This window comes from Lysobacter sp. 22409, from assembly GCF_052045105.1.
GTDB lineage: Bacteria > Pseudomonadota > Gammaproteobacteria > Xanthomonadales > Xanthomonadaceae > Lysobacter > Lysobacter antibioticus_B.
Window position 1 is genome coordinate 33,856 of the sequence record NZ_JBQEOE010000002.1, and the last position, 22,641, is coordinate 56,496.

A 22,641-nucleotide genomic window follows, 5' to 3' on the forward strand; every position below is an offset into this window, starting at 1 on the left:
TCAGGGCCAGGGCAAGGCGGTCGCCACCGCGCACACGGATGCGATCTCGGCTTCTTCGTCCACGTCCACGCGCCACACTTTCGTCCGGCTCTGCGGGCTTTCGAGCCGCGCATCGCCGCGGACATTGGCCGCCTCGGCCAGGCCGATGCCGAGCCATCCCAGGTAAGCCGCGATCGAACTGCGCACCAACGGCGCGTTGGCGCCTATGCCGCCGGAAAATATCAGATGGTCGATGCCGCCCAGCCGGGTCGCCATGGCGGCGATGCCTTGCGCGGTGCGCAAGGCGAAGATGTCCAGGGCCAGGGCGGCCTCGACGCTGTCGGCGGCGAGCAGATCGCGCGTGTCGCCGCTGAGCCCCGAGATTCCGCGCAGACCGCAGTCGCGGTACAGCGCACGTTCGACCGCGTCGGCAGTCAGGCCGCCGCTGCGCAGCAGATAGAGCAGCGCGCCGGGATCGAGCGTGCCGCTGCGCGTCGCCATCGGCAAGCCATCGAGCGGCGTGCTGGCCATCGTGGTGTCGATGCTTTGCCCATCGCGCACCGCGCAAAGGCTGCAGCCGCTGCCCAGGTGCGCCAACACCGCGCGCTCGCGGCCGAGCGAGGGATGCGCGGAGCGGATCTGGCGCATGGCCGAAGCGAAGGCCAGGCCGTGGAAACCGTACCGGCGGAGGCCGAGTGCATCCCAGGCCCGCGGCACGGCCAGCCGGCGGGTGTTTGCCGGAAGGTTGGCGTGCCACACGGTATCGAACGCCGCGTATTGCTCGACGCCGGGCCAACGATCGGCGACGGCGTCCACCAACGTCAGCGCGGCCGGCTGATGCAAGGGCGCCAGGCCGGACAGGGCGCGCAACCGCTCGCGTTCGGCGGCATCGAGCACACGCGCCCGTGCGGCATTGCCGCCATGGACGATACGGTGCCCGACCAAGGCCGGAGCGGCGGCCAATTCCAGGGTGTCGATCGCCTCGGCGAACGCGGCGCCCAGGCCGGGATTGGGATTGGGATTGGGATTGGGATTCGAATTCGGATCGGGATCGACCCATGCGATCTGGATCCGCCGCGACAGTCGTGCCGACCCGGCCGCCGACGAGCCGCTCATCTCGTAGCGCGCCGCCTTGAGCGTGGACGAGCCGAGGTTGACGACCAACAAGGTGCGATCGCCCGGCTCAGTCATCGCTCTCGTCTCGCCACAAGTGCTCCGGCGCGCCCCGGCCCAGGGCGGCATCGTATTCCTGCGCGTCGAGCCAGGCCGCCGCGCTGCGCTTGAGCAGGGTGCCCGCGGCCAGGAGCGCATGAGCCCAGGTGCAGCGGTTGGCGAACATCAAGCCGTCGACGTCGAAGGTTCCGCCGCGATTGCGATAGCCCAGGGCGGCGGTGAGCGCCGGGCCGTCGTCGAGCCTGCGCAACGCGCCCAGGAACGGTTCCGGACGCGTGTGGGTGAGAAACACCCGGGGCCGACCGGGGATGAACCAGCGCCTGACGGTCTCGTCGTCGTGTATGTACTGCGCCTCTTCCTCGTCGCGCGGGGTCCTGAACCGTCCCGGCTCCGCGAGGTAGATCAGGTTCGTCGCCACGCCGCGCGAGCGCAGCCGGCGCCAGGCCCTGCCCGCGGCCGCCAACTGATAGGCCCCGGTGGCCACCAGGTCGATCTCCGCGTCGACCGATCGCTCCAGGAATGCGGCGCCGTCGTATTGCAAGGCCATCGCCTGCTCGGCATCCAGTGCGACCGGCACTTCGCGTTTCGGCACGACCAGGGCGAAGATCCTGCCGTGATCGGCATAGGCCGCCTGCAGCGCCGTGCACGCGCAGTTCGCGTCCGGCGGAAACACGATGCGTACGCAGTCCTGCATTTCCCCCAACAAGGCCTCGACCAGGGTCGGGTCTTGGTGCGACTGCTCGTTCTTGGCGTTTTCCCAGGTGTGCGAGGTCAGCACCAGCGGAACCGACAGCCAGCCGGGGGCCCGACCGGCGCGGCGCAACTGGCGAGCGAACGTCAGCTCCTGCCGCAGCGCGCCGAGCATTTTCACCGCGAAGGCTTCGTAGGTGACCACCAGGTTGATGCCGCCCTTGTTGGCCAGCGCCGCACACACCACCGCCTCTTCGTTGAGCGCGGTAATGACGCTGCCGGCATGAGATTCGGCCACGCCGGGCTCGGGCGATTGCACCCGATGCTTGAGCAGGTCCAGGCTGCGGTCCAGGCGATTGCTGCGCAGTTCGTCGGGATTTCCGACGCGCACGCGCAGGGCCGGGTTGGCGGCGGCTATCGCGACGAACTGCTCGTCCAGCGCCGCCATCGGCGAATGGGTTTCTCCGCGCGCGCGCCAGCGCGGCGTCGGCGACGCCGGCGGGCGCACCTGACGCGTGGCCAGGGCGTGGTCGCGCTCCAGCGGACGCCGCTGCTGGCCGTGGGTGGCCAGAACGCCGATCGCCTCGCGCAGTTCCGTTTCGGCCACGTGCAGTGTCGCGCAGGCGGCGTTGAACAGCTCGCGCGAGGCCTGGTCGCTGTGCGGATTTCCCGGCAACGGCAGGTTGTGCGCGCGGTTGCTGCCGGCGCCGGGGAAGCCGTAGCCCTTGGGCGCTTGCGCGATGCCGTAGCGCAACGGCGCGGCGGTGTCGAACCCGGCGGTGGCGAACGCCTCGATGCGGGTCTGCTGGCGCAACTCGATCTCGTGGATGCCCCAGGCGATGCTGGCCGGGTCGCGCCCGTCCAGTCCCACCGGCTGAAAACCGTTGAGGCGCAGATGCGCGTGCAGCCAGCGCTCGCCGCCTTCCTGCGCGATCTGGCTGCGCTGCTCGATCCGCCGCCCGTTGAGCACCATGATCGGCGAGACCAGCCCGCTGTCCTGCGGACGCCACCAACGCGGCGCCCAGTCGCTGCCGCGTTGCTCTTCGAACGCGCCGTCGCTGAGAAACGCCACCAGCCGCTCTCCCGGCAAGGGCGCGTGCACGTAGTGCAGTTCCGCGAAGCCGAGATAGCCGCCTTCCTGCAGGCTGCCGCCGGTGTAGGCGTTGACGTGCGAGCCCAACGGCGAGCTGGGATAGCCGTCGGCGGTGACGCCGCAGGCATAGAAATCGCCGACGAAGTCCGACAGGCGGCGGTCGTCCAGCCCGTAGCGTCCGGCGTGTTCGGGCGTCATGTTCCCGGTCAGCAGGTTCAACGCGTCCACGGCGGCGACGCAGTGCCCCTGGCCCATCAGCCAGGCGCGGGTATCGCCGGTCAGGGCATTGATCGCCAGATAGCCCGCATAGGCCGGCACCATGTTCAACGAACCGCCGGTGTGCCCTTCGGGATGGCGCTTGAAGTCGTCCGCGCCGAGCGGACTGCCGTCGAGGCGAACGCTGCGGGCATAGGTCATGTGAACGACCAGCCACATCGCGGCGCTGGCGATGCGGTCGGCGGCCGCCAGGCGACGATAGCCGGTGCGCGCATCGGGCAGGATGCGCTGGCCGACCAGGGTCTCGATCAACCCATGGACCCGCACCTGGGTCAGCGCGTCGTGGACGATCGCGCCGTAGCCTGCGGCCCAATGGGCGAAATCGCGATCGTTCGCGCGCCGCCCCGCCGCCTCGGCTTCGATCCGGCGCCGCAGCGGGGCGTCCAGCGCTTCGCTGGTGCCGCAGGCAAGGACGCATTCGTCCGGGGTCGCGTCGTAGATCATGGCTCGGTTCCTCTCTCGATCTTCGCCAACTGTCCGGAGACGGCGCGCGCGATCGGCCGGGCCAGGCCGATGCCGTTGCTGGGATGGCGGATGCTGTCGGTGCTGACGATGCGCTCCACCCCGGCCCGCTTCAGCAGCTCATGCGCGTTGTCGCTGAAGAGCGGATGGATGACCACGCACACCGGCGGCGGCAGCCCGAGCCGCCGCAGATGTTCGGCGGCCGCGATCAGGGTCCGCCCGGTCGAGACGATGTCGTCCACGAGCACCGGCGTCGCATCGCGCAAACGCTCCGGATCGGGGGCGCTGACCTCGACCTGACGGTCGCCGCGACGTTGCTTGTGCAGCACTTGGTACGGTATCCGCGCTGCGCCGGCGATGTTCGCCACCCATTGCGCGCTCTCTTCGTCGGGACCGACCAGGACCGGATCGCGAACCTCGCGCCGTATCCATTCGGCCAACTCCGGCGCCGATTCCACGCATGCGACCGGAATCCGGTAGAGGTCCTCGAGCGCGGCGATGCGGTGCAGGTGAGGGTCGACCGTCACCAGCCAGTCGACGCTCTGCTCCAGGAACCGGGCGAATACCCGGGCGGCGATCGCTTCGCCGGGACGGAAGCGCGCGTCCTGGCGCATATAGGCCAGGTAAGGCGCCGCCAGCCCGACGCTGCGCGCGCCGAGTTCTCGCGCGGTGTCGGCGACGAAGCGCAACGGCAGGGCCTTGCGATCCGCGCCGTCGAGGCTGGCGAAGACCACCACGTCGGCGCCCGCAAGCGTCTCCTCGATCCTGAGCAGCGACTCGCCATCGGGGAAATGCCGCCACTCGAGCGACCCCAGCCTGGCCTGCAGTTCCCGGCTCACCGAACCGGCCAGCCCGGCATCGTCGGGAAACGACAGCAGCACCGGCTTCATGACGGCGGGCTCCGCACGCTCAAGGTGTCCGGGTGCGCCGCGGCGTAATCCAGCGCATAAGCCAGCTCGCCCCTGGAGCCGGCATGGACCAGGAACAACGGCATCCCGCGTCGGATCGTGTCGCCCTGGCGCAGCGTGCAGACGACGCCGGCGGTCGGGGTGCGCGGCGCTCCGGCGAGCTTGGCGATACGCGCCAGTTGCCGATTGTTGATGCATGCCAGCACTCCGTCGGAGCGCGCGATATAGGGCTCGACGAAGCGTGCCCGCTCGGGCTCGCGAAAGCCGCCCTGGGCGCTGCAGATCGCCAGGAACTTCCTCAGCGCCGAGCCCGAAGCGAGCGCGCCCGCGGCCTGGTTTCGTCCGCTGCCGGGGGCGATGCCGGGCAACAGTTCGAGCACCGCTCCGGCCACGTCGAGCGCGCGCTCGCGCAGGTCGCTCGGCGCCTGCGGCGAGTTGCGCAACACCTCCAGCACATCGTGCGCTTCGAGCGCCGGGCCGATGCCGCGCCCCACCGGCTGGCGGCCGTCGCAGATGTGCACGCCTATGCGCAAGCCGAGCGCTTCCCCGACGAAGGCCAGGCGCCGGGCGATCGCATCGGCGGCGGCCATCGTGCGCACCTTGGCGGTGTCGCCCACCGGGATGTCGATCAATACATGGGTAGAACCCGCCGCGGCCTTCTTGGACAGGATGCTCGCGACCATCTGGCCGTCGCCGTCCAGGTCCAAGGGACGCTCTATCTGAATCAGGACGTCGTCGGCCGGGCTCAGGCGCATTTTTCCGCCGGAGGCCATGCAGCCGCCCTCGCGGTTCACCACGTCCCGCAGGGCCGCGATGTCGAGATCGACGACGGTCATGGTGGCCATGACATCGGCCGTTCCGGCGGGCGAAGTGATCGCCCGAGACGAGGTTTTCGGAATGCGATGGCCCAGCGCAGCGACGATGGACACCACGATCGGAGTGGTCCGGTTGCCGGGCAGGCCGCCGACGCAATGCTTGTCGAGCACCGGCCCCACGCCCCAGTCGATGCGCTCGCCCACCGAGACCATCGCGCGGGTCAGCGCGACCGATTCGTCCAGATCCAGCCGGTCGCCGGCGCAGACCGTCACGAATGCCGCCAACTCGATGTCGGACAATCTGGCGGTGAGCGTGTCGCGCAGCACCGCCTCGAACTGGGCCTCGTTCAAACGCTTTCCGAACACCTTGGCGCGCAGCACGCTCGCCGACCCCGGCGGTTCGGCATGGGCCAGGGTGGCGATGGCACCGGGCTCCGGCGCGAGCATTTGCCAGGCGGCATCGGACAACGCGGCCTCGTCCTTGCCCAGCCAGTCGCCGGTAACGATGTTCAGCAGAGCGACGACTTCGCGCTCGCCGCATTGCACGCTGACCCGGGTCAACGCGGCAAAGCCCTCGGCGCGCGACACCAGGCAATCCCGATGCAGGTACAGGACCGGTTGCCGATAGGTATCGATACCGGCTCGCCGCACCGGCAGCCGGGCGCTCGGCGGCTCGAAGTCGGGGCGCTCGTCGCGTTGGGTCGATCGCATGCCGGAGTTCCGAGAAAGCCCGGTCTCACCCTAGAGCGGTGGCGCGAACCGGCATTGATCTCGATCAATACAGGGGCACGCGCGGGCAATGAACGCCGTTCGGCATGCCCCCTGCTCCACTCTCGTCGCCTGGTCAGTTCCGCGCATGCGGGCGCTGTTCGATCACGCTTTTCAGTATCAGGCGGACGAGCGAGGCATCGCCCGCCGCCCGATGTTCGGTGACCTGCAGGACATAATCGTTACCGGGCCGGAACGCGAAACCTTCCACCTGAGCGCACAACCGCACCCAACCATCGCGGCCTCGTTCGACCACTTGGTACGGCAGGACGGGCTCCCGCCGACCGCACACTTCGCTGGATACGGCATATACGCGCTTCTCGACCGTAGTGCCCGCAATGTGCTCCTCGCCGCGGGGGCCGCCGTCGAGGAAGATCTGCGATACGCAGCCGGTCAGCGAAGCCGCCAACACGGGAAGCAATAGTCGGTTCATGATCGATACTCCCGGGTGGCCGTGGTGGAGCGGGATCGGCCCTGCAATGGAACGACTTGCGAACCGTCGTCACAGGCTAGGTCCGCCGCCATCGGTGAGGGCTGACCCAGATCAAACCGGAGGCATGCGCAACCGATCCCACGCTCGCCGGCAGGCTGCCGCGCCGCGCTTCGCTACCGACACGGTGGGCCGAACAGACGCTAGCGCCCGCCGCCGCTACGGAATATCGACAGCAGGAGCCAAATGCCGGCGAGCGAAGCTCCGGCAAAACCGACCAATCCGAACAAAGGCAGACCGAACAGTGTGGGACCGCCCTCGACCGTCATCGCGATGGACGAACCGACGATCAGCGCGGCGATGACCATGCTGCCCGCCAGGCGATTGGCCGAATGCGCCATCTGGCTGCCGAAGTCGCGCAGCTCGTCCATCCCGATATGCAGCCGCGCCCCGCCCGTACGCATCGCACGCAGCGCGCGCCGAAGATCCTGAGGCAACGTCGCCAGCACCTCGACGGTGTCCGCCAGCGACTGCACGCCGCGCCGCACGACCCGGCGAGGACGGAACCGTGCCGTCATGGCGCGGCGCAGGAAGGGCCGCGCCTGAAGCGCCATGTCGAATTTCGGATCGAGGCTGCGCCCCATTCCCTCCAAGGTAAGGCAGACCTTGATCAACAGAGCCAGGTCGGAAGGCAAGGCCAAACGATGCGATCGAAGCAAACTCACCACTTCGAGCAGCATCGCCGCCAGGTCGAGCTGCCCGAGCGGGACTCCGTGATAGCGGTCGATGAACGCATCGATGTCGATGGCCAGTTGCGCTTCGTCCACATCGGCCCGCCCGGTCCAGTCGAGCAATACCTCGGTGACGCGTTCGGGGGCGCGTTCGACCAATCCGAACAACAGGCTCACCACTTCCGCGCGGCGCGCTGGCGACAGTCGCCCCACCATGCCGAAATCTATCAGGGCGATGCGCCCGTCGCGCAACACGAACACGTTGCCCGGATGCGGATCGGCATGGAAGAAACCGTCGTCGAGCATCATTTTCAAAACGATCTGCGCGCCGGTGCGCGCCACCCGAGCGCGATCCAGTCGGGCGGCATCCAGTGCGGCCAAGTCGGCTACGGCAATACCGTCGACGAAGTCCTGCACGTTCATCCGTTCGCTGGTACAGAGCCAATGCACCGCCGGAACGACCAGGCGTTCGTCGCCGGAAAGATTGGCCGCGATACGCTCGGCATGCCGGCATTCGGCGGCCAGATCGAGTTCCCCCTGCAGCGATGCGTGGAACTGCCGCACCATGCCGACCGGATGGTAGCGGCGCATATCCGGGAATTTCGCTTCGATCTTGCTTGCCGCGTATTGCAACAGCCGCAAGTCGGCCTCGATGAGCGGTCGGATATCGGGACGCCGAACCTTGACGACGACCTCTCGTCCGTCGGGCAAGCGTGCCCGGTGTACCTGGGCGATCGACGCCGCCGCTAACGGCGAAGGATCGAGCCAGGCAAATGCCGCCTCTGGGACCTGGCCCAGCGCCGCCGACATCTCCGAGCGGATCGCCTCGAAAGGCACCGGCGGGACAGCGTTTTGCAGACGGCTGAACTCGGCGATCCATTGCGGAGGAAAGAGGTCCACTCGCGTCGCCAGGACTTGGCCGAGCTTGACGAACGTCGGCCCCATTTCCTCGAGCGCGCAGCGCACCCGCACATGCGGAGGCAGGGCCACCAACTCCTCGAGGTGCGCGAGCGGCAAAACCTTGCCCGCACGCGCGAGCGTCTGCGCAAGCCCCAGCCGGCGCGCCAGATCGCCGAACCCGTATCGCGCCAGGATGGCGACCAAGCTGTGCAAGCGGGCGAGGTCCTGGCTGGCGGTCAGCGTCTCCCACATGCGCGAGGGCTCCTCGTAGTGTCGCTGCAGCGCGAGCGTTGCCGCAGGGCGGTCAGCGCACGATGGTCAATGGCACCGAGCAACTGACCAGCACTTTGCTGGTCACCGAACCGAGAAACAGACTCTTCAGCGCCGAACGGCCGTGCGACCCCATGATCACCAGGTCGCATCGGTTGGCCTTGGCGAACTTGAGAATGGTGGCCGCCGGATCGCCGACCACCAGATGCTCTTCGCAAGCGGCCTTGGCCCGCTTGAGCATGGCCCTGGCCTTTTGGGTCGCCCCTTTGCCGTTGTCGGCGTGGTAACGGGCAGCGCCCTGCAACCCGAGGCTGAGCGCGACGCTGCGCATGAGCGGCTCATCGGCATACAGCAAGTGCATCTCGGGCGGTTCTTTGAGATCGCCCGCGAGTCTTATCGCATGGCGGACCGCGCGCAGCGCGGCGTCGCTGCCATCGACCGCGATCAGGATACGCATAACGTTTCTCCTCGAGGTTTGGATGCCGCCAGGATCCGACCGACGCTCGCCCAGCGTCTTGATCGAGATCAACGCAAGCGCCGGCTGTCGGCCCGGCCGCAGTCAGACAGGCCGGGCCGACCGCCAGCGGCTGGGCCGGGCCGCCGCGGTTCGCCTAGAAACTGCGTGCCCACATCACCGCCAGCCCCGCCATCGCCGGCCACAACAGCAACGGGTGCAGCAACGCCCTCGCCCAAGGCCGCACGGGCCGGTAGCCCACGCCATGGACGAAGCCCGCACAGATCGACAGCATCAGCGGGCTCAGCCAACCGTGCGCAGCCGTCGTCATCTCCCCGCCGCGCATCGCCGGCAGGAATAACAAGCCCAGGGACAGGGCCGATGCCAGCAGCAGCGAGACGGCGCGCGCCATCAGTCGTCCTCCAGCACTTCGCGGCGATCGCGCTCTTCGTCGCTGCGCAACTCGAACCACATGGCGTTGAGCACACCAAAACTGCAGGCCAGCGCAAGGCCCAATATCCAGGCGAAGTACCACATCAGTAGGCGCCTCCGGCGTCGTCTTGCGATTCCACATGGGCGCGCGTCACCGTGCCGCGCATGACCCGGAAAGCCCAGCCGGTGTACGCAAGGATCAGCGGCAGGAAGATCGCCGCGGCGACCAGCATGATGCCGAGCGTGCGTTCGCTCGACGAAGCGTCCCAGACGGTCAGACCGTGCCTCGGATCCGTCGCAGAAGGCATCAGGAACGGAAACATCGCCAGGCCCGCGGTCAGGACGATGCCGGCCACGGCAGTTCCGCTGGCCAGGAAAGCCATCCATCGTTTGCCGATCAGCACCACGGCGATCAATGCCGCCACCGTCGCCACCGGCACCGCGCTCATCCAGGGATTCAGGGCATAGTTCGCGTACCACCCGCCATCGATCATAAGCACGTGCTTGATCAGAGGATCCGACGGCGCATCCACGCGCATGCCGCCGACGATGGCCGGCGCCGGCAGGAAACGCAGCCACACGCCTGCCCCAACGAAGGCCGCCGCGGCCACGGCCGCGGCGATGCGCGCAATCCGCCTGGCGCGGGCGCCGACCGGGTCTTCGACCCGCATGGCAGCGAAACACGCGCCATGCATCACCAGCATGGCCAGGCTGATCAGGCCGGCCAGCAGCGCGAAGGGCCGGAACAGGCCGATGAAGTCGCCGTCGTAGATCGGCAGCAGTTCCGGGGTGAAATGGAACGGCACGCCGAGCAGCAGATTGCCGAACGCGACGCCGAACACCAGCGACGGCACCGCGCCGGCAATGGTCAGCGCCCAGTCCCAGGCTTCGCGCCATCTCGCCTGCGGCAGGCGGTTGCGGAAGGCGAAGCCCACCGGCCGCAGAATCAAGGCCACCAACAGCAGCAGCATGGCGAAATAAAAGGACGAGAACGACGCGGCATACAGCAACGGCCAGGCGGCGAACACGGCGCCGCCGCCGAGAACGAACCAGACTTGGTTGCCTTCCCAGTTGGGCTCGATCGATTCCAGCGCCATGCGCCGCTCGACGTCGTCGCGACCGATCAAACGCAGGATCGCGCCCAGGCCCAGGTCGTAGCCGTCGGTCACGGCAAAGCCGATCAACAGCACGCCGAGCAGCACCCACCAGATCTCGCGCAGTAGCGAGTAGTCGATCAGGTCGATCATGGCGCAGTCCTCAGCGGCAGACGGCGTTCGGCGGCCTCGCGCGACGCCGGCCAGAACCTCAGTTGGTCGGGCCCGGAACGGATCGCCCGCAGCATCAGCATCACGTCGACTACGGCCAGACCGGTATAGAGCACGACGAATCCGACCAAGCTCGCGAGCACTTGCGTGGAGCTGGTCGAGGACACGCCGAGGAAGGTCGGCAGCACACCGTCGATCGCCCATGGCTGGCGGCCGTACTCGGCGACGATCCAGCCCAGTTCGGCCGCGACCCACGGCAGCGGCAGGCTCCACAAGGCCACCCGCAGGAACAGCGGCCGTTCCAGCCGTCCACGCGCCGACAGATAGAAAGCGCCAGCGAACAGCACGATGAAAAAGATGCCCAGGCCGACCATGATCCGGAACGACCAGAACAGCACAGGCACGTTCGGTACCGTGCTCCAGGCCGCCCGCTCGATGACGGCCTCGTCGGCCAGCGCCGGATCAGCGACGTAGCGCAGGGTCAACAGGCCGAAGCCCAGATCCTCGCGCAGCGCCAGAAAAGCGGCGGCCTTGGCCGGGTCGTCCCGGTCGGCGCGCAGCTCGCGCAGGGCCGCGTATGCGGCGATGCCACTGCGAATGCGCTGGCGATTGCCCTCGACCAACTCGTGAATGCCGGGAACTTCCTTGTCCAGCGATCGCGTCGCGATCAGGCCCAGCGCCCATGGAATACGCACCGCGTGCGCGGTCTCGCGGCGCTCCATATCGGGCAAGCCGAACACCGTGAATGCGGCCGGCGCCGGATGAGTCCTCCATTCCGCCTCGATCGCTGCGACTTTCATCTTCTGGTTTTCGGAAGCCGTGTACCCGCTTTCGTCGCCGAGCACCGCCACCGACAACGACGCGGCCAAGCCGAAGCTGGCGGCCACCACCATCGAACGGCGCGCGATCTCGACGTTGCGCCCCCGCAGCAGATACCAGGCGCTGATCGACAGGACGAACATCGCGCCGGTCACATAGCCGGCGCTGACGGTATGCACGAACTTGGCCTGGGCAACCGGATTGAACACCACCGCGGCGAAGTCGGTGATCTCCATGCGCATGGTCTGGAAATTGAACTCCGACCCGACCGGGTTCTGCATCCATCCGTTGGCGATCAGTATCCACAAGGCCGAGAGGTTGGCGCCCAGCGCGGTCAGCCAGGTGACGGTCAGGTGCTGCAACTTGCCAAGTCGGTCCCAGCCGAAGAAGAACAGGCCTACGAAGGTGCTTTCCAGGAAGAAGGCCATCAGGCCCTCTATCGCAAGCGGCGCGCCGAATATGTCGCCGACGTAGTGCGAGTAATAGGCCCAGTTGGTGCCGAACTGAAACTCCATGGTGATGCCGGTGGCGACGCCCATGGCGAAGTTGATGCCGAACAACATGCCCCAGAAGCGGGTCATCTGCTTCCAGATCACCCGATCGGTCATTACGTACACGCTTTCCATGATCGCGATGATCAGGGCCAAACCGATGGTCAGCGGCACGAACAGGAAGTGGTACAGCGCGGTCAGCGCGAATTGCAATCGGGACAGATCGACGACGTGTAAGTCCGGCATGGCGGTTCACCTAGTGGGTAACAGGCGTTGGTCGACCGCGGCATCGTCGATATGCGGGCGGTGCGACGGCGAGAAAAACAGCAGATACAGCACGACCAACAGCGCCAGCTTCGCCGCGATGGTCGCGGCGATGCTGCGCAGCAGCGTGCGCGTGGGCCGCGACGGCGCCTGCGGCCCGTGCACGGATGCCCGCGGCGGGCCGGGCTCGGTCACCGCACGCGCACTCGGTTGTCTACGTCCTTGACTCCGGCGACCAGCCAGGCCGCGTCTTCGACGGTGTTGCGCGCCTGCCAATCCTCGACCTTGCCCTTGAGGGTCACCTTGCCGGTCTCGTCGACGTCGACGCGTATGTTCGAGGCTTGCACGTCGGCGCGCCGGTGCATCGCGTCCTTGATCGAACGTTTGACGTCCTGCTTGCAGGAGATGCTACGGATCGCGATCTTGTTGTCGATATTGATGACACCGGCGAGGCAACGCAGGTCGTTCTCAATCTCGCTGCGCTGGAACTGCCAATCGACGGTGCCGGTCAAAGTCAGGCAGCCCTGGTCGACGGCCACCTTGACCGCGCCCCTGGGCAGAGTGGTATCCCACTCCAGCACGTCGGCGGCGCGCTTGGCCAGCACCTCGTCGGAAACATGCGAATCGGGCGGGCTGCGCACTTCGAGGTCGAGCACCACCCCGCGCACGCCCTTGACCCGCTCGACCGCCTCGGCAACCGCGATCTTGTCGGCGAGACTGTGGACATGCCCGGTCAGCTTGACGATGCGTTCATCGACGCTCACTCCGATGCCCGATGCGTCGACCCGCGGGTCGAAAGCCAATTCTTCCAGGACGTATTTGCGCAACCGCTCGCTGTTCATGGGCGACTCCGGATAAAACCCGAGGCCATTACGCCCAAGCCGGCGACCGGCCGGCTTGATCCAGATCAAGTGCCTGCCGCATCGCCGCAGTCCGGCCTACACGGCCTATGCGGGTTATCCAGGTGTCACGCCGCGCGTCCCGACGCCGAGCGTTGACCCAGATCAATACGCGCGCTCTGCGCCGGATTGGAATGAGGGCGACGCCGATCGCGGCTGCGGAGAATGCTCATGTACAAGGACCTGATGATCCCGATGACCGGCAGCGACGGCGACGCCGATGCGTTGACCTTGGCCATGGCGCTGGCGAAATCGAACGACGCCCACCTGACGGCGCTGGAAATGGTCGACTTGCCCATGCCGATGACCCATCCTTGGGGGCTGACGCCCGACGCGGCAACCGCCGATCTCCACGCGGTCTTGCGAGAACGCGGCCAACTCAACCTCGCGAAGCTCAAACTGCGGCTGGCGTCCGAATGCGCTTCGGCGGAAGCCTTGCTGATGGAAGCCCTGTACTCCGAGGCGCCTCGCTTGGCCGCCAAGCAGGCCTACGACGCCGACCTCACGATCGTCGCTGGCGCCGTCGGCGATACGGTCGAGTCGATCGTGCCGCACGACTATTTCGTCGCCCTCCTGCTCGAATCCGGGCGGCCGGTACTGGTGGTTCCGCCGCGCTGCGTCCTAACCGTGCCGCCGCGCCGCGTGGTGATCGCCTGGCAACCTACCCGCGAAACCACGCGCGCCGTCCACGATGCACTGCCACTGTTGGCGGCCGCCGAAACCGTGGAGGTGCTGACGGTGGAAACCGACGATGGCCAGGATATCGAGCCGTCCGCACGCCGGATCGTCGAGCATCTGGGACGCCATGGAATCAGGGCTTCGCGCCTCGCACGGCCGGCCCTCGGGCAGACCGTCGCCACCGCGCTGCTGTATTACTCGCGCGAAATGCGTGCGGATCTGCTGGTAGCGGGCGGTTACGGGCATTCGCGCTTGCGCGAGTGGGCGCTGGGCGGCGTCACGCGCGAGTTGCTGATCGCGTCCGACCTTCCCGTTCTGTTCGGGCACTGACATGGCCGGCCTTGCGGGTGTCCACCGCCTGTCCTTCTCAGGCGTCCGCCATGCATCGCGTTGATCCGCCTTCTTCGGAATCCGCCGATCTCGAAGCGGCGCTGCGGCTCCAGTTACGATGGATCGAAGACGATGTCGCGGCCACCCTGCTCGGCCCCGAAACCGCTCCGGCCGCGGCGCCGGCGCCGGTGGACGCAGTCGAGCAGCGTCCATCCGCCGCCGCGGCACCGGACGAACGCACTGTGCTTGCGCGCCTGCGCCATCGATCGGCCGCATTGCTACGGAAATTGTGGCGAAGGTTCTGACGCCCCACCCGCGGCGTGTCCCGCAGCATCCGCGCGGAACCTTCGCTCAGCCGACGGCCTGGACCGCCCCACGGGCTCCTGTCGATACGCAGACCGGCGCGTCGATCCACGGCTGGACGGCAGCGCGAATCGCACGCGCGGCCAGTTGCAGCCCCGATCCTTCGCGTTCCAGTGCGGTCGTCTCCGCAGTCCGTGCCGGTTCCAATGCATCGCTCGCACCGTTGGCCAGGCAGGCCAGTTCCGGGTGCGACTCGACCCGGGTCAGGGATTCATAGCGCAGGTTTCGCGCTGCCGCTTCCGCCAGCGACGCCGGCAAGCCCCGATACATCCATAGCCCGGCAAGCCCGACGCCGCCGGCTGGGCTGCCGCGCTCCTCGGCCAATTGCAGCGCGCCGTGCAGGCAGCCGAACGCCAGACTCCGCGCGATCGCTTGCGCTACGGCGGGAGAGCGGCCCGAGGTGTACGCCAGACCGAGACGGTCCAGTGCATCGCCGACCCCTATCATGCCGATGCAGAGCCGCAGCGGCTGATCGTCGCCGGGGCCATAGGCCATCGCCGCATCGTCGAGCATGCGCACCGCCAGGGCGGCGGCCGCGCCGAAGCGCTTGTGATCGAAACGGGCCTGGCGCGTGTGCGGATCGGAGACGAAGACCCCGGCGTTGACCACCGCCTGCGGTTCGCTCAAAGGCGGAACCGGCGTGTCGGTGCCTGCGTAGCGCAGCAGCCGAGGGTCCGGCAGTATCTGCCAACTTCCGAACGCGAACGCGTAACGGCTGCACCAGTAAGCGCCGCCATTGCCTTCGGTCGCGGCGAGCGCCTGGGCGACCCTTTGCCAGGTCGCATCGATGGTCCGATCGCATAGCCGATCGCCGCTGCGCCAGCGGAAGCGGCTGTCCCAGAGGTCGACCGCATGCGGGTCGGTGAATCGCGTGAGAAGGGTCAAGGCGGTTCCTGACGGCTCGATGCCGGATGGTCTGCGCTGTCACTGTGCCCTCGCCGGGCAGCTCCGCCTTGACCGGGATCAAGCTTGCCGCTTCGCCGCGCTCGCGAATCGCCGGGACGGAAAGGGGCTGTTACAAAACGTTACCGGCGGTTACCGGTTTGGAATCGTCCGGCACGCCGGCATGGCTAGCCTTGCCTCAACCCCGTCGCGGAATGCCGCCATGTTGCTCGATACCCTCCAACGCTCAGAGCCGTCCAGCGAGACCTGCTTCGGCGCATCCTCGAGCGGACGCGCCCACGAGACCCACAGCCTGGAGCGGTTGTTGCAGGCTTGGCCCTTGCAGCGCCGCCGGGTCTGCGCGAAACAGTACGTATTCCGCGCGGGACAAGCCCGGCACGCCCTGTATCTGGTGCATGCCGGCTTCTTCAAGACCGCCGTGGTCAGCGAAGACGGTCGCGAGAAGATCACCGGATTCCGCATGCGCGGCGACCTGCTCGGCCTGGATGCCCTGGACATGCCGACCTACGCCTGCGACGTCATGGCGCTGGACACCGGGGAGCTCTGGGAGTTGCCGTATGCCCGGCTGCGCGACGAACTGCCGCAATTCCAGGAACGCGTCACCGCGCTGCTCGCCGGCGAGATCCGTCGCGACTGGAGCTGGATGCTGACCCTGGGCACGCTCGGCGCCGAGCAACGCGTCGTTACCTTCCTGTTCGACCTGGCCTCGCGCCTCGAACTATTGGGGTTCAGCCCGAACCGCCTGCAACTGCGCATGACGCGCGCCGAACTCGGTAATTTCCTGTCGCTGACCCTGGAAACCGTCACCCGCGTGCTTTCGCGGCTGCAGGCCCGGGGCCTGATCGGCGTCGCCGGGCGGGAGATTTGCATCAAGAACCGTAACGGCCTGCAGAGCGTACTGCGCAACGACACGGCCTATCACTGAGGCGCGGCACGCTCATCGGCCAGCGGATCCAGCGCCCGCGCGACCGCCGCGGCCAATTGCTCGCGCCGGTAAGGCTTTCGCAGCAACTCGAAGGCTTCCGCCGTCGTCGCTGGCTCGGCGGCAGCGTCGGTTTCGTAGCCCGAGGTCAGCAATATCGGCAACCGCGGCCGCAACCCCCGCGCGGCGATGGCCAGTTCCTTGCCGTTCATGCCTTCGCCGAGCATGACATCGCTGAACAACAACGCGATCGATTCGTCGTCCGACAAGTGCTGCAGCGCAGCTTCGGCGCTTGCGACCGCCAGCACCCGATAGCCGGAAGAACGCAGGAACGCCACTGCGATATTGCGCACCGCCCCGTCGTCCTCGACGACCAGCACGGTCTCTCCCTTGCCTTGGGCGCGGGTCGCCGCGACCGTCGAGGCGGCCGCAGCGAGCGCCTTTGCGGCCGGAAGAAACAACGCCACGCGAGTGCCGTAGCCCAGGGTGCTGTCGATGCGCAGATGACCGCCGCTCTGCTTGGCGAAACCGTAGGCCATGCTGAGTCCCAGCCCGCTGCCCCGCCCGGCTTCCTTGGTGGTGAAGAACGGCTCCATCGCGCGGGCCAGGATTTCCGGCGCCATGCCGCGCCCGGTATCGGTCACGCTGATGCGCACATAGCGGCCGGCAGCGAGTTCTCCGTCGCCGGCATGATCCCCGACCTGGTGCACGCCTGCCTCGACGGTGATCTCGCCGCCGCGCGGCATGGCGTCGCGAGCATTCAGGGACAGGTTGACCAGCGCCGCGTCCAGTTGGGTCGGATCGACGTAGGCCGGCGGCAGATCGTCCTCGCAACGCACGTACAGGCGCACGCTGTCGCCCAGAGTGCGTTGCAACATCGTTTCGACGTCGCGCAGCAGCGCCGGCACGGCGACGGCTTGCGGCATCAGTCGCTGCCGACGCGCAAAAGCCAACAACTTTCCGGTGAGTTCCGCGCCCCGGCCTACCGAACGCAAGGCGCTGGCGATCAGCTCGCTGGCCTCCGGCTTCTGCTCGCACTCCATCTCCAGCAGTTGCAGGCTGCCGGACAAGACCGTCAACAGGTTGTTGAAATCGTGAGCGATGCCTCCGGTCAGCTGACCGATCGCGTCGAGCCGTTGCGAATGGGCCAATTGTTCTTCGGTACGCCGCCGTTGCACGAAAGCCGCGATCAGGTTGGCCACCGATTGCAGCAAGTGCAGCGCGTCGTGGTCGAAGTGGCGCGGCTGCGACGACACCACCAGCAGCGCGCCCATCGGACGCCCGCGGTCCGACAGCGGCAGCAAGGCCGCGCTGCCCGAGCCCGCCGCGACCAGCGGAAAGCGGCCGCCGGCATCGTCGGCGAGGTCCTCGACGACCAGAGTCTCGCCCTCGGCTATGCGTGCGAGCAGCGCTTCGCGGTCGAAACCGATCGGCGAGCGCGAAGCCGCGGCGGCTTCATCGAGCCCGATCGAGGCCCGTGTCGCTACGCTCTGACGATCGTCGGCGACGAACACGACCGCGACCACCGGGGTATCGAGCGCGGCCGCCAACAGCGCCGGGACGTGGTCGACCACTGCGGACTCGTCCTGAGCCTCGAGCGCAAGTTGGCCGATTCGCGCGGCCAGCGCATCGTAGCGGGCGCGTACCAGGGCCTGGCGGGCCCGTTGCGTCTCGGAGATGTCGCGCACCGATGCCAAGTAACGCGGCCCCTGGCCGCTGTCGATCGGACTGAGCGCGATCTCCACCGGAAACTGCGCACCGTCGAGCCGCTGACCGATCAGGCTCTGACCGGTCACCCCCATCGGTCGTACGTGCGGTTGCCTCATGTAACGCGCACGGTGATCGCGATGGCGATCGCGCGCGGACGCAGGAATGAGCTGCTCGATGGCGACCTGTTCCAGGCCGCCTTGTGGATACCCGAACAGGCGCTCGGCCTGCGCGTTGGCCTGCACGATCCGCCCGTCGCCGTCGACGACGATGAGCGCGTCCGGAACGGCTTCGAATAAGCCCGGAAACAGCGTGCTTTCGCTCATGCGTTGCGAACCTCGGCCGCGAACAGATAGCCGGCCCCACGCACCGAGCGTATCAATCGCGGCTCGGCGGGATCGTGTTCGATCTTGCGCCGCAGCCGGCCGATGCTCACATCGATGCTGCGGTCGAACGGGCCGGCCTGCCGACCGTGCACTCGGGTCATGAGCTCGTCGCGGCTGAGCACCTGCCGGGGTCTTTCCAGCAATGCCTTGAGCAACTCGAATTCGCCGGTCGTCAAAACCACCTCGGCCCCGGCGGCATCGGTCAGGCGTCTTGCCCCCAGATCCAGGCGAAACCCTTCGAAAGCCAGTCCGGCGGCTGTCGCCATCGCTGACGCCCGGGTGGTGGAGCGGCGCAACACCGACCTGGTTCGCGCCAGCAGCTCGCGCAGGTCGAACGGCTTGGTCACATAGTCGTCGGCACCGAGTTCCAGCCCCACGACGCGTTCGACCGCCTCGCCGCGCCCGGTGATCACGATGACCGGCCCTCGCCACTCGGTCTGCAGGTGCCGTAGAAGCGACAGGCCGTCCTCGTCCGGAAGCCCCAGATCCAGCAAGATCAGCTCGACCGTCTCCGAAACGATCAACGCACGCGCCCGGGCCGCGCTCGAAGCACCGATCACCCGATAACCGTTCGCGCCGAAGTATCGCGACAACAAGGCGACGATGTCGGCATCGTCGTCGATTATCAGCAGCCTGGGCAGGGGACCCGCCGAGGAGGTCGCGCCCTTCGCTTCCGATGGCATGGCGGTCGTTGGACTCGTAGGAAACGTGGAAAGAATGGGCCGATCCGGCGGCGCCCGCAAGCTCGGTCGGCGTCGATTGATCTATATCAAGGCATCCATGGCGCGCCTGGCCCAAAGTCGAGAACGACTCAGTCCGAGGGACGTTCGATGGACGGTACGATGCGAGCGGCGGTCGCGCACCGCCTGGGCGTTCCGCTGACGGTCGATCGCCTGCCCATTCCCACGCCCGGTCCCGGCGAGATTCTCGTCAGGATCCGCGCAAGCGGCGTCTGCCACACCGATCTGCACGCGGTGCAGGGCGATTGGCCGGTCAAGCCCGCGCTGCCTTTCATTCCCGGGCACGAAGGCGCGGGCACGGTCGCCGAGGTCGGGGCCGGAGTAAAGCACCTGCGTCCGGGCGATTCCGTCGGCATCGCCTGGCTGCACCACGCCTGCGGCCGCTGCGAGTACTGCATCACCGGCTGGGAAACGCTGTGCGAGCTTCAGCGCAACAGCGGCTATAGCATCAACGGCACCTTCAGCGAGTACGCGATCGCCGATGCGGCGTACGTCGCGGCCCTGCCCCACCGCTGCGACTTCGTCGGTCTGGCCCCCATTCTTTGCGCCGGCGTCACCAGCTACAAGGGCATTCGCGAGACCGAGGCGCGTCCAGGAGAGTGGATCGTCATTTCCGGCATCGGCGGTCTGGGCCATCTGGCGATCCAGTATGCCCAAGCGATGGGCCTGCACGTGGCCGCGATCGACGTGCGCGAAAGCAAGCTCGAACTGGCGCGTTCGCTCGGCGCCGAGATCGTCGTCAACGCCAACGATCTCGGCGCGCTGGAAGACGTACGCCGAGGCACCGGCGGCGGAGCGCAAGGCGTGCTGGTCACCGCCGTTTCGCCCAGCGCCTTCGCCCAGGCGCTCGGCATGGTTCGGCGCAAGGGCACGATCAGCATGGTGGGGCTTCCGCCCGGAGAGTTCGCGACCCCGATCTTCGATGTGGTGCTCAAGCGCGTCACCCTGCGCGGCTCGATCGTCGGCAACCGCCAGGACCTGGCCGAGGCGATCGCGATAGCGGCCAGCGGCAAGGTCGAGGCCATGGTCGAGCCCTATCCGCTGGATCAGGTCAACGCCGTACTCGACCGCCTGCGGGTCGGCGAAATCGAAGGGCGTGCCGTGTTGGATATGAGCCTGGTAGCCTGACGTGGCGTCTTGGCTTACAAGTCTGTCGCGATGAACCTTTTCTCGCCCGAGATCAATGGCTTGGTCGTCGCTCTGGGCATCGGCTTGCTGGTCGGCCTTGAGCGCGAGCGTGCCAAGGGCGGCGGTCCGCTGCGCGAGCCCGCCGGCATCCGCAGTTTTATCCTGTGCAGCTTGGCCGGGGCGGTCGCCTCGAGTCTCGGAGGCATGGCGTTGTTGGTCGCAGGCGCGTTCCTGGGCGCGCTGGTCACCGCCGCCTACCTGAGCACGCGCGATCACGACCCGGGGCTCACTACGGAAATCGCGCTGCTGGCCACCCTGCTGCTCGGCGCCCTATCGATGCGGTCGCCGGCCACGGCCGCTGCGTTGGGCGTTATCGTCGCGGTCGTGTTGGCCAGCCGACAGCGCCTGCACCGCTTCAGCAAACACGTATTGACCCGGCAGGAATTGCACGATCTGCTGCTCCTGGCGGCGGCGGCCTTCGTGGTCCTGCCGCTGCTTCCGGATCGGAGCATCGATCCCTGGGGTTCGCTCAACCCGCGCAGGCTGTGGATTCTGGCAGTCGCCGTGATGGCCATCGGCTCGGCAGGCTATATCGCCTTGCGGTTGTTCGGGGCCAGACTGGGTTTATCGATCGCCGGGTTGGCCGGCGGCTTCGTTTCGAGCACAGCGACTATCGCCGTAATGGCCGATCGCGCTCGCGCGACGCCGGAGCTAGCCCCCACCGCCGCCGGCGCGGCGCTGATGTCCAATGTCGCCACGGTCGTGCAGTTGGCTGTCGTGATCGGAGCCTTGTCGCCCGCGATGCTCCATTGGGCTACGCCGGCCCTGGTGGCGGCGGGCATCGTCGTGGCCGCGGCGGCGTGGCTATCGGCCGCATCGTCGCCGTCGACAGCGGCTCCGGTGCGAAAACCGATTTCCAAGCGGCCGTTCGAACCGCTGGCGGCGCTGCGCTTCGTCTTCCTGCTCGCCGCGATCATGCTGGGCGCCGCCATCGCCCAGGCGTATCTCGGCGCAGCCAGCCTGCCCTGGGTATTGACCGCCTCCGGATTGGCCGACGTGCACGCCGCCGCAGCGTCGGCCGCTCAGTCGATGACGCGTCTGCCTGGCGATGCCGCTTTGGCGCAAGCGGGGCTGATCGGCGCATTCGTCGCGAACTCGACGGTGAAATGCCTGGTCGCCGCGATCAAAGGCGGCCGACGCTTCGCACTGCGGCTGATCCCGGGCATCGTCGCGATGACGACTGCCTTTGCGTTGGCCGCTCACCTGGCCTGAAGCGCGGGCACCGGCTCGATCGCCCCGTCACGGCTGGCGCGCTTGCCGGGCCAGCAGTTCGTAACGCTGCCGGTAGAGATCCAGAGTTGCCTCGTCCAACTCCTCCAAGTCCATCAATCCGTTGCTGGCCGCTTCGGTGACGCGGATCAATTCGTCGAGCTTGATCTGAATCGCCTCGGTGTCGCGACTCTGGGTGTTCTGGATGAGAAAGACCATCAAGAAGGTGATCACGGTGGTGGCGGTGTTGATGACCAACTGCCAGGTATCGCTGAAATGAAACAAGGGGCCGGTCACCAACCACGCCAGGATGATCGCGACGGCTGCCGTGAATGCCAACGGCCGTCCGGCGAAGCGCGCCGACAGCTTTGAAAACCGGTCGAATGCAGGTATCCAGCCCATGACGTCCGCCTCGCACTCTTCGCTTCTTGGAAAACGCCGCCCGGCTCGATCCGGTCACAAATACAGTTCATGGATCACTTGACTGACATTGTCGGGATCGATTCGCACATGGAAACCGAGATAGATCGCGAGATCGCGCATTTGGACGTTCTCGGCCAGATCGATCGAGGACATGCGGCGGATGCCGCGCTGCCGCGCAATCTCGATCAGATGCTTCATCAACGCACTGCCCAACCCCTTGTTCTGCCAGTCGTCGAGCACCGTGACGGCGCATTCGCAACTGTTTCCGTCGGCCAAGGCACTGTAACGGCTGACGCCGACGATACGCTCCGCGCTGCCGTCCGGCACCGCCGCGACGAACGCCACTTCGCTCGCCGGGTCGATATCGACGAGCCGATCGATGAGCTGCTCTCCCGGGCACTTGATCTGACCGAGAAAACGGAAGCGTCTGGCTTCGGAAGAAAGTGCTTCCAGAAAGTTCCGTTCGGCGGTTCTATCCTGCGGCGCGATCGGCCGTATCAGCACTTGGCTGCGGTCGCGCAGCGTCTGCGACCAGCGACCGGACAGCGCCGGCAACGAAGCGGAGAAAGGGGTGGATGACGTATTCACGGAGAGCTCCTGCGACCGGTTCGTACCGCACGTTAGCTCTCCGACGGCCGGGCCCATTGACCTGGATCAAGCACGAAACGGCTAT

The 22,641-nt window shown here is 67.4% G+C and carries 23 protein-coding genes; 5 read left to right on the forward strand and 18 right to left on the reverse strand.

Translation table 11 applies throughout. The annotated features are described in order from the left end of the window. The 13 genes from ACTJJK_RS01225 to ACTJJK_RS01285 all read right to left on the reverse strand — a co-directional run bounded on the left by ACTJJK_RS01225 (nt 1) and on the right by ACTJJK_RS01285 (nt 13,062). The gene (locus ACTJJK_RS01225) at nt 1-1,170 is read right to left on the reverse strand and encodes an acetate/propionate family kinase (RefSeq protein WP_440729257.1); all 1,170 of its coding nucleotides are present in this window, start codon (nt 1,168-1,170) and stop codon (nt 1-3) included. Continuing rightward, nucleotides 1,163-3,655, reverse strand: coding sequence for a xylulose 5-phosphate 3-epimerase (locus tag ACTJJK_RS01230; protein WP_440729258.1), 2,493 nt, complete (start codon nt 3,653-3,655; stop codon nt 1,163-1,165). Before ACTJJK_RS01230 ends, ACTJJK_RS01225 begins: the two co-directional genes overlap by 8 nt. Continuing rightward, nucleotides 3,652-4,563: a ribose-phosphate pyrophosphokinase gene (locus tag ACTJJK_RS01235; RefSeq protein ID WP_440729259.1), complete on the reverse strand. Its 912-nt coding sequence runs from the start codon at nt 4,561-4,563 to the stop codon at nt 3,652-3,654. Before ACTJJK_RS01235 ends, ACTJJK_RS01230 begins: the two co-directional genes overlap by 4 nt. Continuing rightward, nucleotides 4,560-6,107 (reverse strand): thymidine phosphorylase family protein, encoded by a 1,548-nt coding sequence (locus tag ACTJJK_RS01240; RefSeq protein WP_440729260.1) that lies wholly within the window; start codon nt 6,105-6,107, stop codon nt 4,560-4,562. Before ACTJJK_RS01240 ends, ACTJJK_RS01235 begins: the two co-directional genes overlap by 4 nt. Before the next feature lie 133 nt (nt 6,108-6,240). After that, entirely contained in the window at nt 6,241-6,597 is a 357-nt protein-coding gene (locus tag ACTJJK_RS01245; RefSeq protein ID WP_440729261.1) for a DUF4377 domain-containing protein, read from the reverse strand. Nucleotides 6,598-6,797: 200 nt separating this feature from the next. Then, nucleotides 6,798-8,477 carry an ABC1 kinase family protein gene (locus tag ACTJJK_RS01250; protein WP_440729262.1) on the reverse strand — a complete coding sequence of 560 codons (1,680 nt, stop codon included), beginning with the start codon at nt 8,475-8,477 and terminating at the stop codon, nt 6,798-6,800. Between the two features lie 52 nt (nt 8,478-8,529). Next, nucleotides 8,530-9,024, reverse strand: coding sequence for a universal stress protein (locus tag ACTJJK_RS01255; RefSeq protein ID WP_440729263.1), 495 nt, complete (start codon nt 9,022-9,024; stop codon nt 8,530-8,532). 82 nt (nt 9,025-9,106) lie between these two features. Next, nucleotides 9,107-9,361, reverse strand: a complete 255-nt coding sequence (locus tag ACTJJK_RS01260; protein WP_223620125.1) for a cyd operon YbgE family protein — start codon at nt 9,359-9,361, stop codon at nt 9,107-9,109. Continuing rightward, nucleotides 9,361-9,486: a cytochrome bd-I oxidase subunit CydX gene (cydX, locus tag ACTJJK_RS01265; RefSeq protein ID WP_082559664.1), complete on the reverse strand. Its 126-nt coding sequence runs from the start codon at nt 9,484-9,486 to the stop codon at nt 9,361-9,363. Before cydX ends, ACTJJK_RS01260 begins: the two co-directional genes overlap by 1 nt. Next, nucleotides 9,486-10,628: a cytochrome d ubiquinol oxidase subunit II gene (gene cydB / locus ACTJJK_RS01270; RefSeq protein WP_440729264.1), complete on the reverse strand. Its 1,143-nt coding sequence runs from the start codon at nt 10,626-10,628 to the stop codon at nt 9,486-9,488. Before cydB ends, cydX begins: the two co-directional genes overlap by 1 nt. Next, on the reverse strand, nt 10,625-12,202 hold the full coding sequence (locus tag ACTJJK_RS01275; RefSeq protein WP_440729265.1) for a cytochrome ubiquinol oxidase subunit I: 1,578 nt from the start codon (nt 12,200-12,202) through the stop codon (nt 10,625-10,627). Before ACTJJK_RS01275 ends, cydB begins: the two co-directional genes overlap by 4 nt. A gap of 6 nt (nt 12,203-12,208) precedes the next feature. Beyond that, nucleotides 12,209-12,415 carry a cytochrome oxidase putative small subunit CydP gene (cydP, locus tag ACTJJK_RS01280; RefSeq protein ID WP_440729266.1) on the reverse strand — a complete coding sequence of 69 codons (207 nt, stop codon included), beginning with the start codon at nt 12,413-12,415 and terminating at the stop codon, nt 12,209-12,211. Next, on the reverse strand, nt 12,412-13,062 hold the full coding sequence (locus tag ACTJJK_RS01285) for a BON domain-containing protein (protein WP_223620122.1): 651 nt from the start codon (nt 13,060-13,062) through the stop codon (nt 12,412-12,414). Before ACTJJK_RS01285 ends, cydP begins: the two co-directional genes overlap by 4 nt. Nucleotides 13,063-13,290: 228 nt before the next feature. Here ACTJJK_RS01285 and ACTJJK_RS01290 point away from each other — a divergent pair, with 228 nt between their 5' ends. Beyond that, the gene (locus tag ACTJJK_RS01290; protein WP_440729267.1) at nt 13,291-14,127 is read left to right on the forward strand and encodes a hypothetical protein; all 837 of its coding nucleotides are present in this window, start codon (nt 13,291-13,293) and stop codon (nt 14,125-14,127) included. A gap of 17 nt (nt 14,128-14,144) precedes the next feature. Further along, nucleotides 14,145-14,432, forward strand: coding sequence for a hypothetical protein (locus ACTJJK_RS01295; RefSeq protein ID WP_440729268.1), 288 nt, complete (start codon nt 14,145-14,147; stop codon nt 14,430-14,432). Between the two features lie 46 nt (nt 14,433-14,478). Here the strand turns inward: ACTJJK_RS01295 and ACTJJK_RS01300 are convergent, their stop codons facing one another. After that, the gene (locus ACTJJK_RS01300; protein ID WP_440729269.1) at nt 14,479-15,375 is read right to left on the reverse strand and encodes a hypothetical protein; all 897 of its coding nucleotides are present in this window, start codon (nt 15,373-15,375) and stop codon (nt 14,479-14,481) included. A gap of 220 nt (nt 15,376-15,595) precedes the next feature. Between ACTJJK_RS01300 and ACTJJK_RS01305 the strand changes: the two genes are divergently transcribed. Continuing rightward, entirely contained in the window at nt 15,596-16,318 is a 723-nt protein-coding gene (locus tag ACTJJK_RS01305) for a helix-turn-helix domain-containing protein (protein ID WP_223620118.1), read from the forward strand. On the opposite strand, the gene ACTJJK_RS01310 is transcribed toward ACTJJK_RS01305, so the two are convergent. Together ACTJJK_RS01310 and ACTJJK_RS01315 are read right to left on the reverse strand one after the other, a co-directional pair. Then, nucleotides 16,312-18,348 (reverse strand): PAS domain S-box protein, encoded by a 2,037-nt coding sequence (locus ACTJJK_RS01310; RefSeq protein WP_440729270.1) that lies wholly within the window; start codon nt 18,346-18,348, stop codon nt 16,312-16,314. The two genes, ACTJJK_RS01305 and ACTJJK_RS01310, sit on opposite strands and share 7 nt — an antisense overlap. Next, nucleotides 18,345-19,091 (reverse strand): response regulator, encoded by a 747-nt coding sequence (locus tag ACTJJK_RS01315; protein WP_223620116.1) that lies wholly within the window; start codon nt 19,089-19,091, stop codon nt 18,345-18,347. Before ACTJJK_RS01315 ends, ACTJJK_RS01310 begins: the two co-directional genes overlap by 4 nt. A gap of 147 nt (nt 19,092-19,238) precedes the next feature. Here ACTJJK_RS01315 and ACTJJK_RS01320 point away from each other — a divergent pair, with 147 nt between their 5' ends. After that, nucleotides 19,239-20,276, forward strand: coding sequence for a zinc-dependent alcohol dehydrogenase (locus ACTJJK_RS01320; RefSeq protein ID WP_223620115.1), 1,038 nt, complete (start codon nt 19,239-19,241; stop codon nt 20,274-20,276). Between the two features lie 30 nt (nt 20,277-20,306). Continuing rightward, nucleotides 20,307-21,548, forward strand: a complete 1,242-nt coding sequence (locus tag ACTJJK_RS01325) for an MgtC/SapB family protein (RefSeq protein WP_223620114.1) — start codon at nt 20,307-20,309, stop codon at nt 21,546-21,548. A gap of 27 nt (nt 21,549-21,575) precedes the next feature. Here the strand turns inward: ACTJJK_RS01325 and ACTJJK_RS01330 are convergent, their stop codons facing one another. Then, nucleotides 21,576-21,947, reverse strand: a complete 372-nt coding sequence (locus ACTJJK_RS01330) for a low affinity iron permease family protein (RefSeq protein ID WP_223620113.1) — start codon at nt 21,945-21,947, stop codon at nt 21,576-21,578. A gap of 54 nt (nt 21,948-22,001) precedes the next feature. After that, nucleotides 22,002-22,556 (reverse strand): N-acetyltransferase family protein, encoded by a 555-nt coding sequence (locus tag ACTJJK_RS01335; protein ID WP_440729271.1) that lies wholly within the window; start codon nt 22,554-22,556, stop codon nt 22,002-22,004. Nucleotides 22,557-22,641 lie beyond the last annotated feature (85 nt).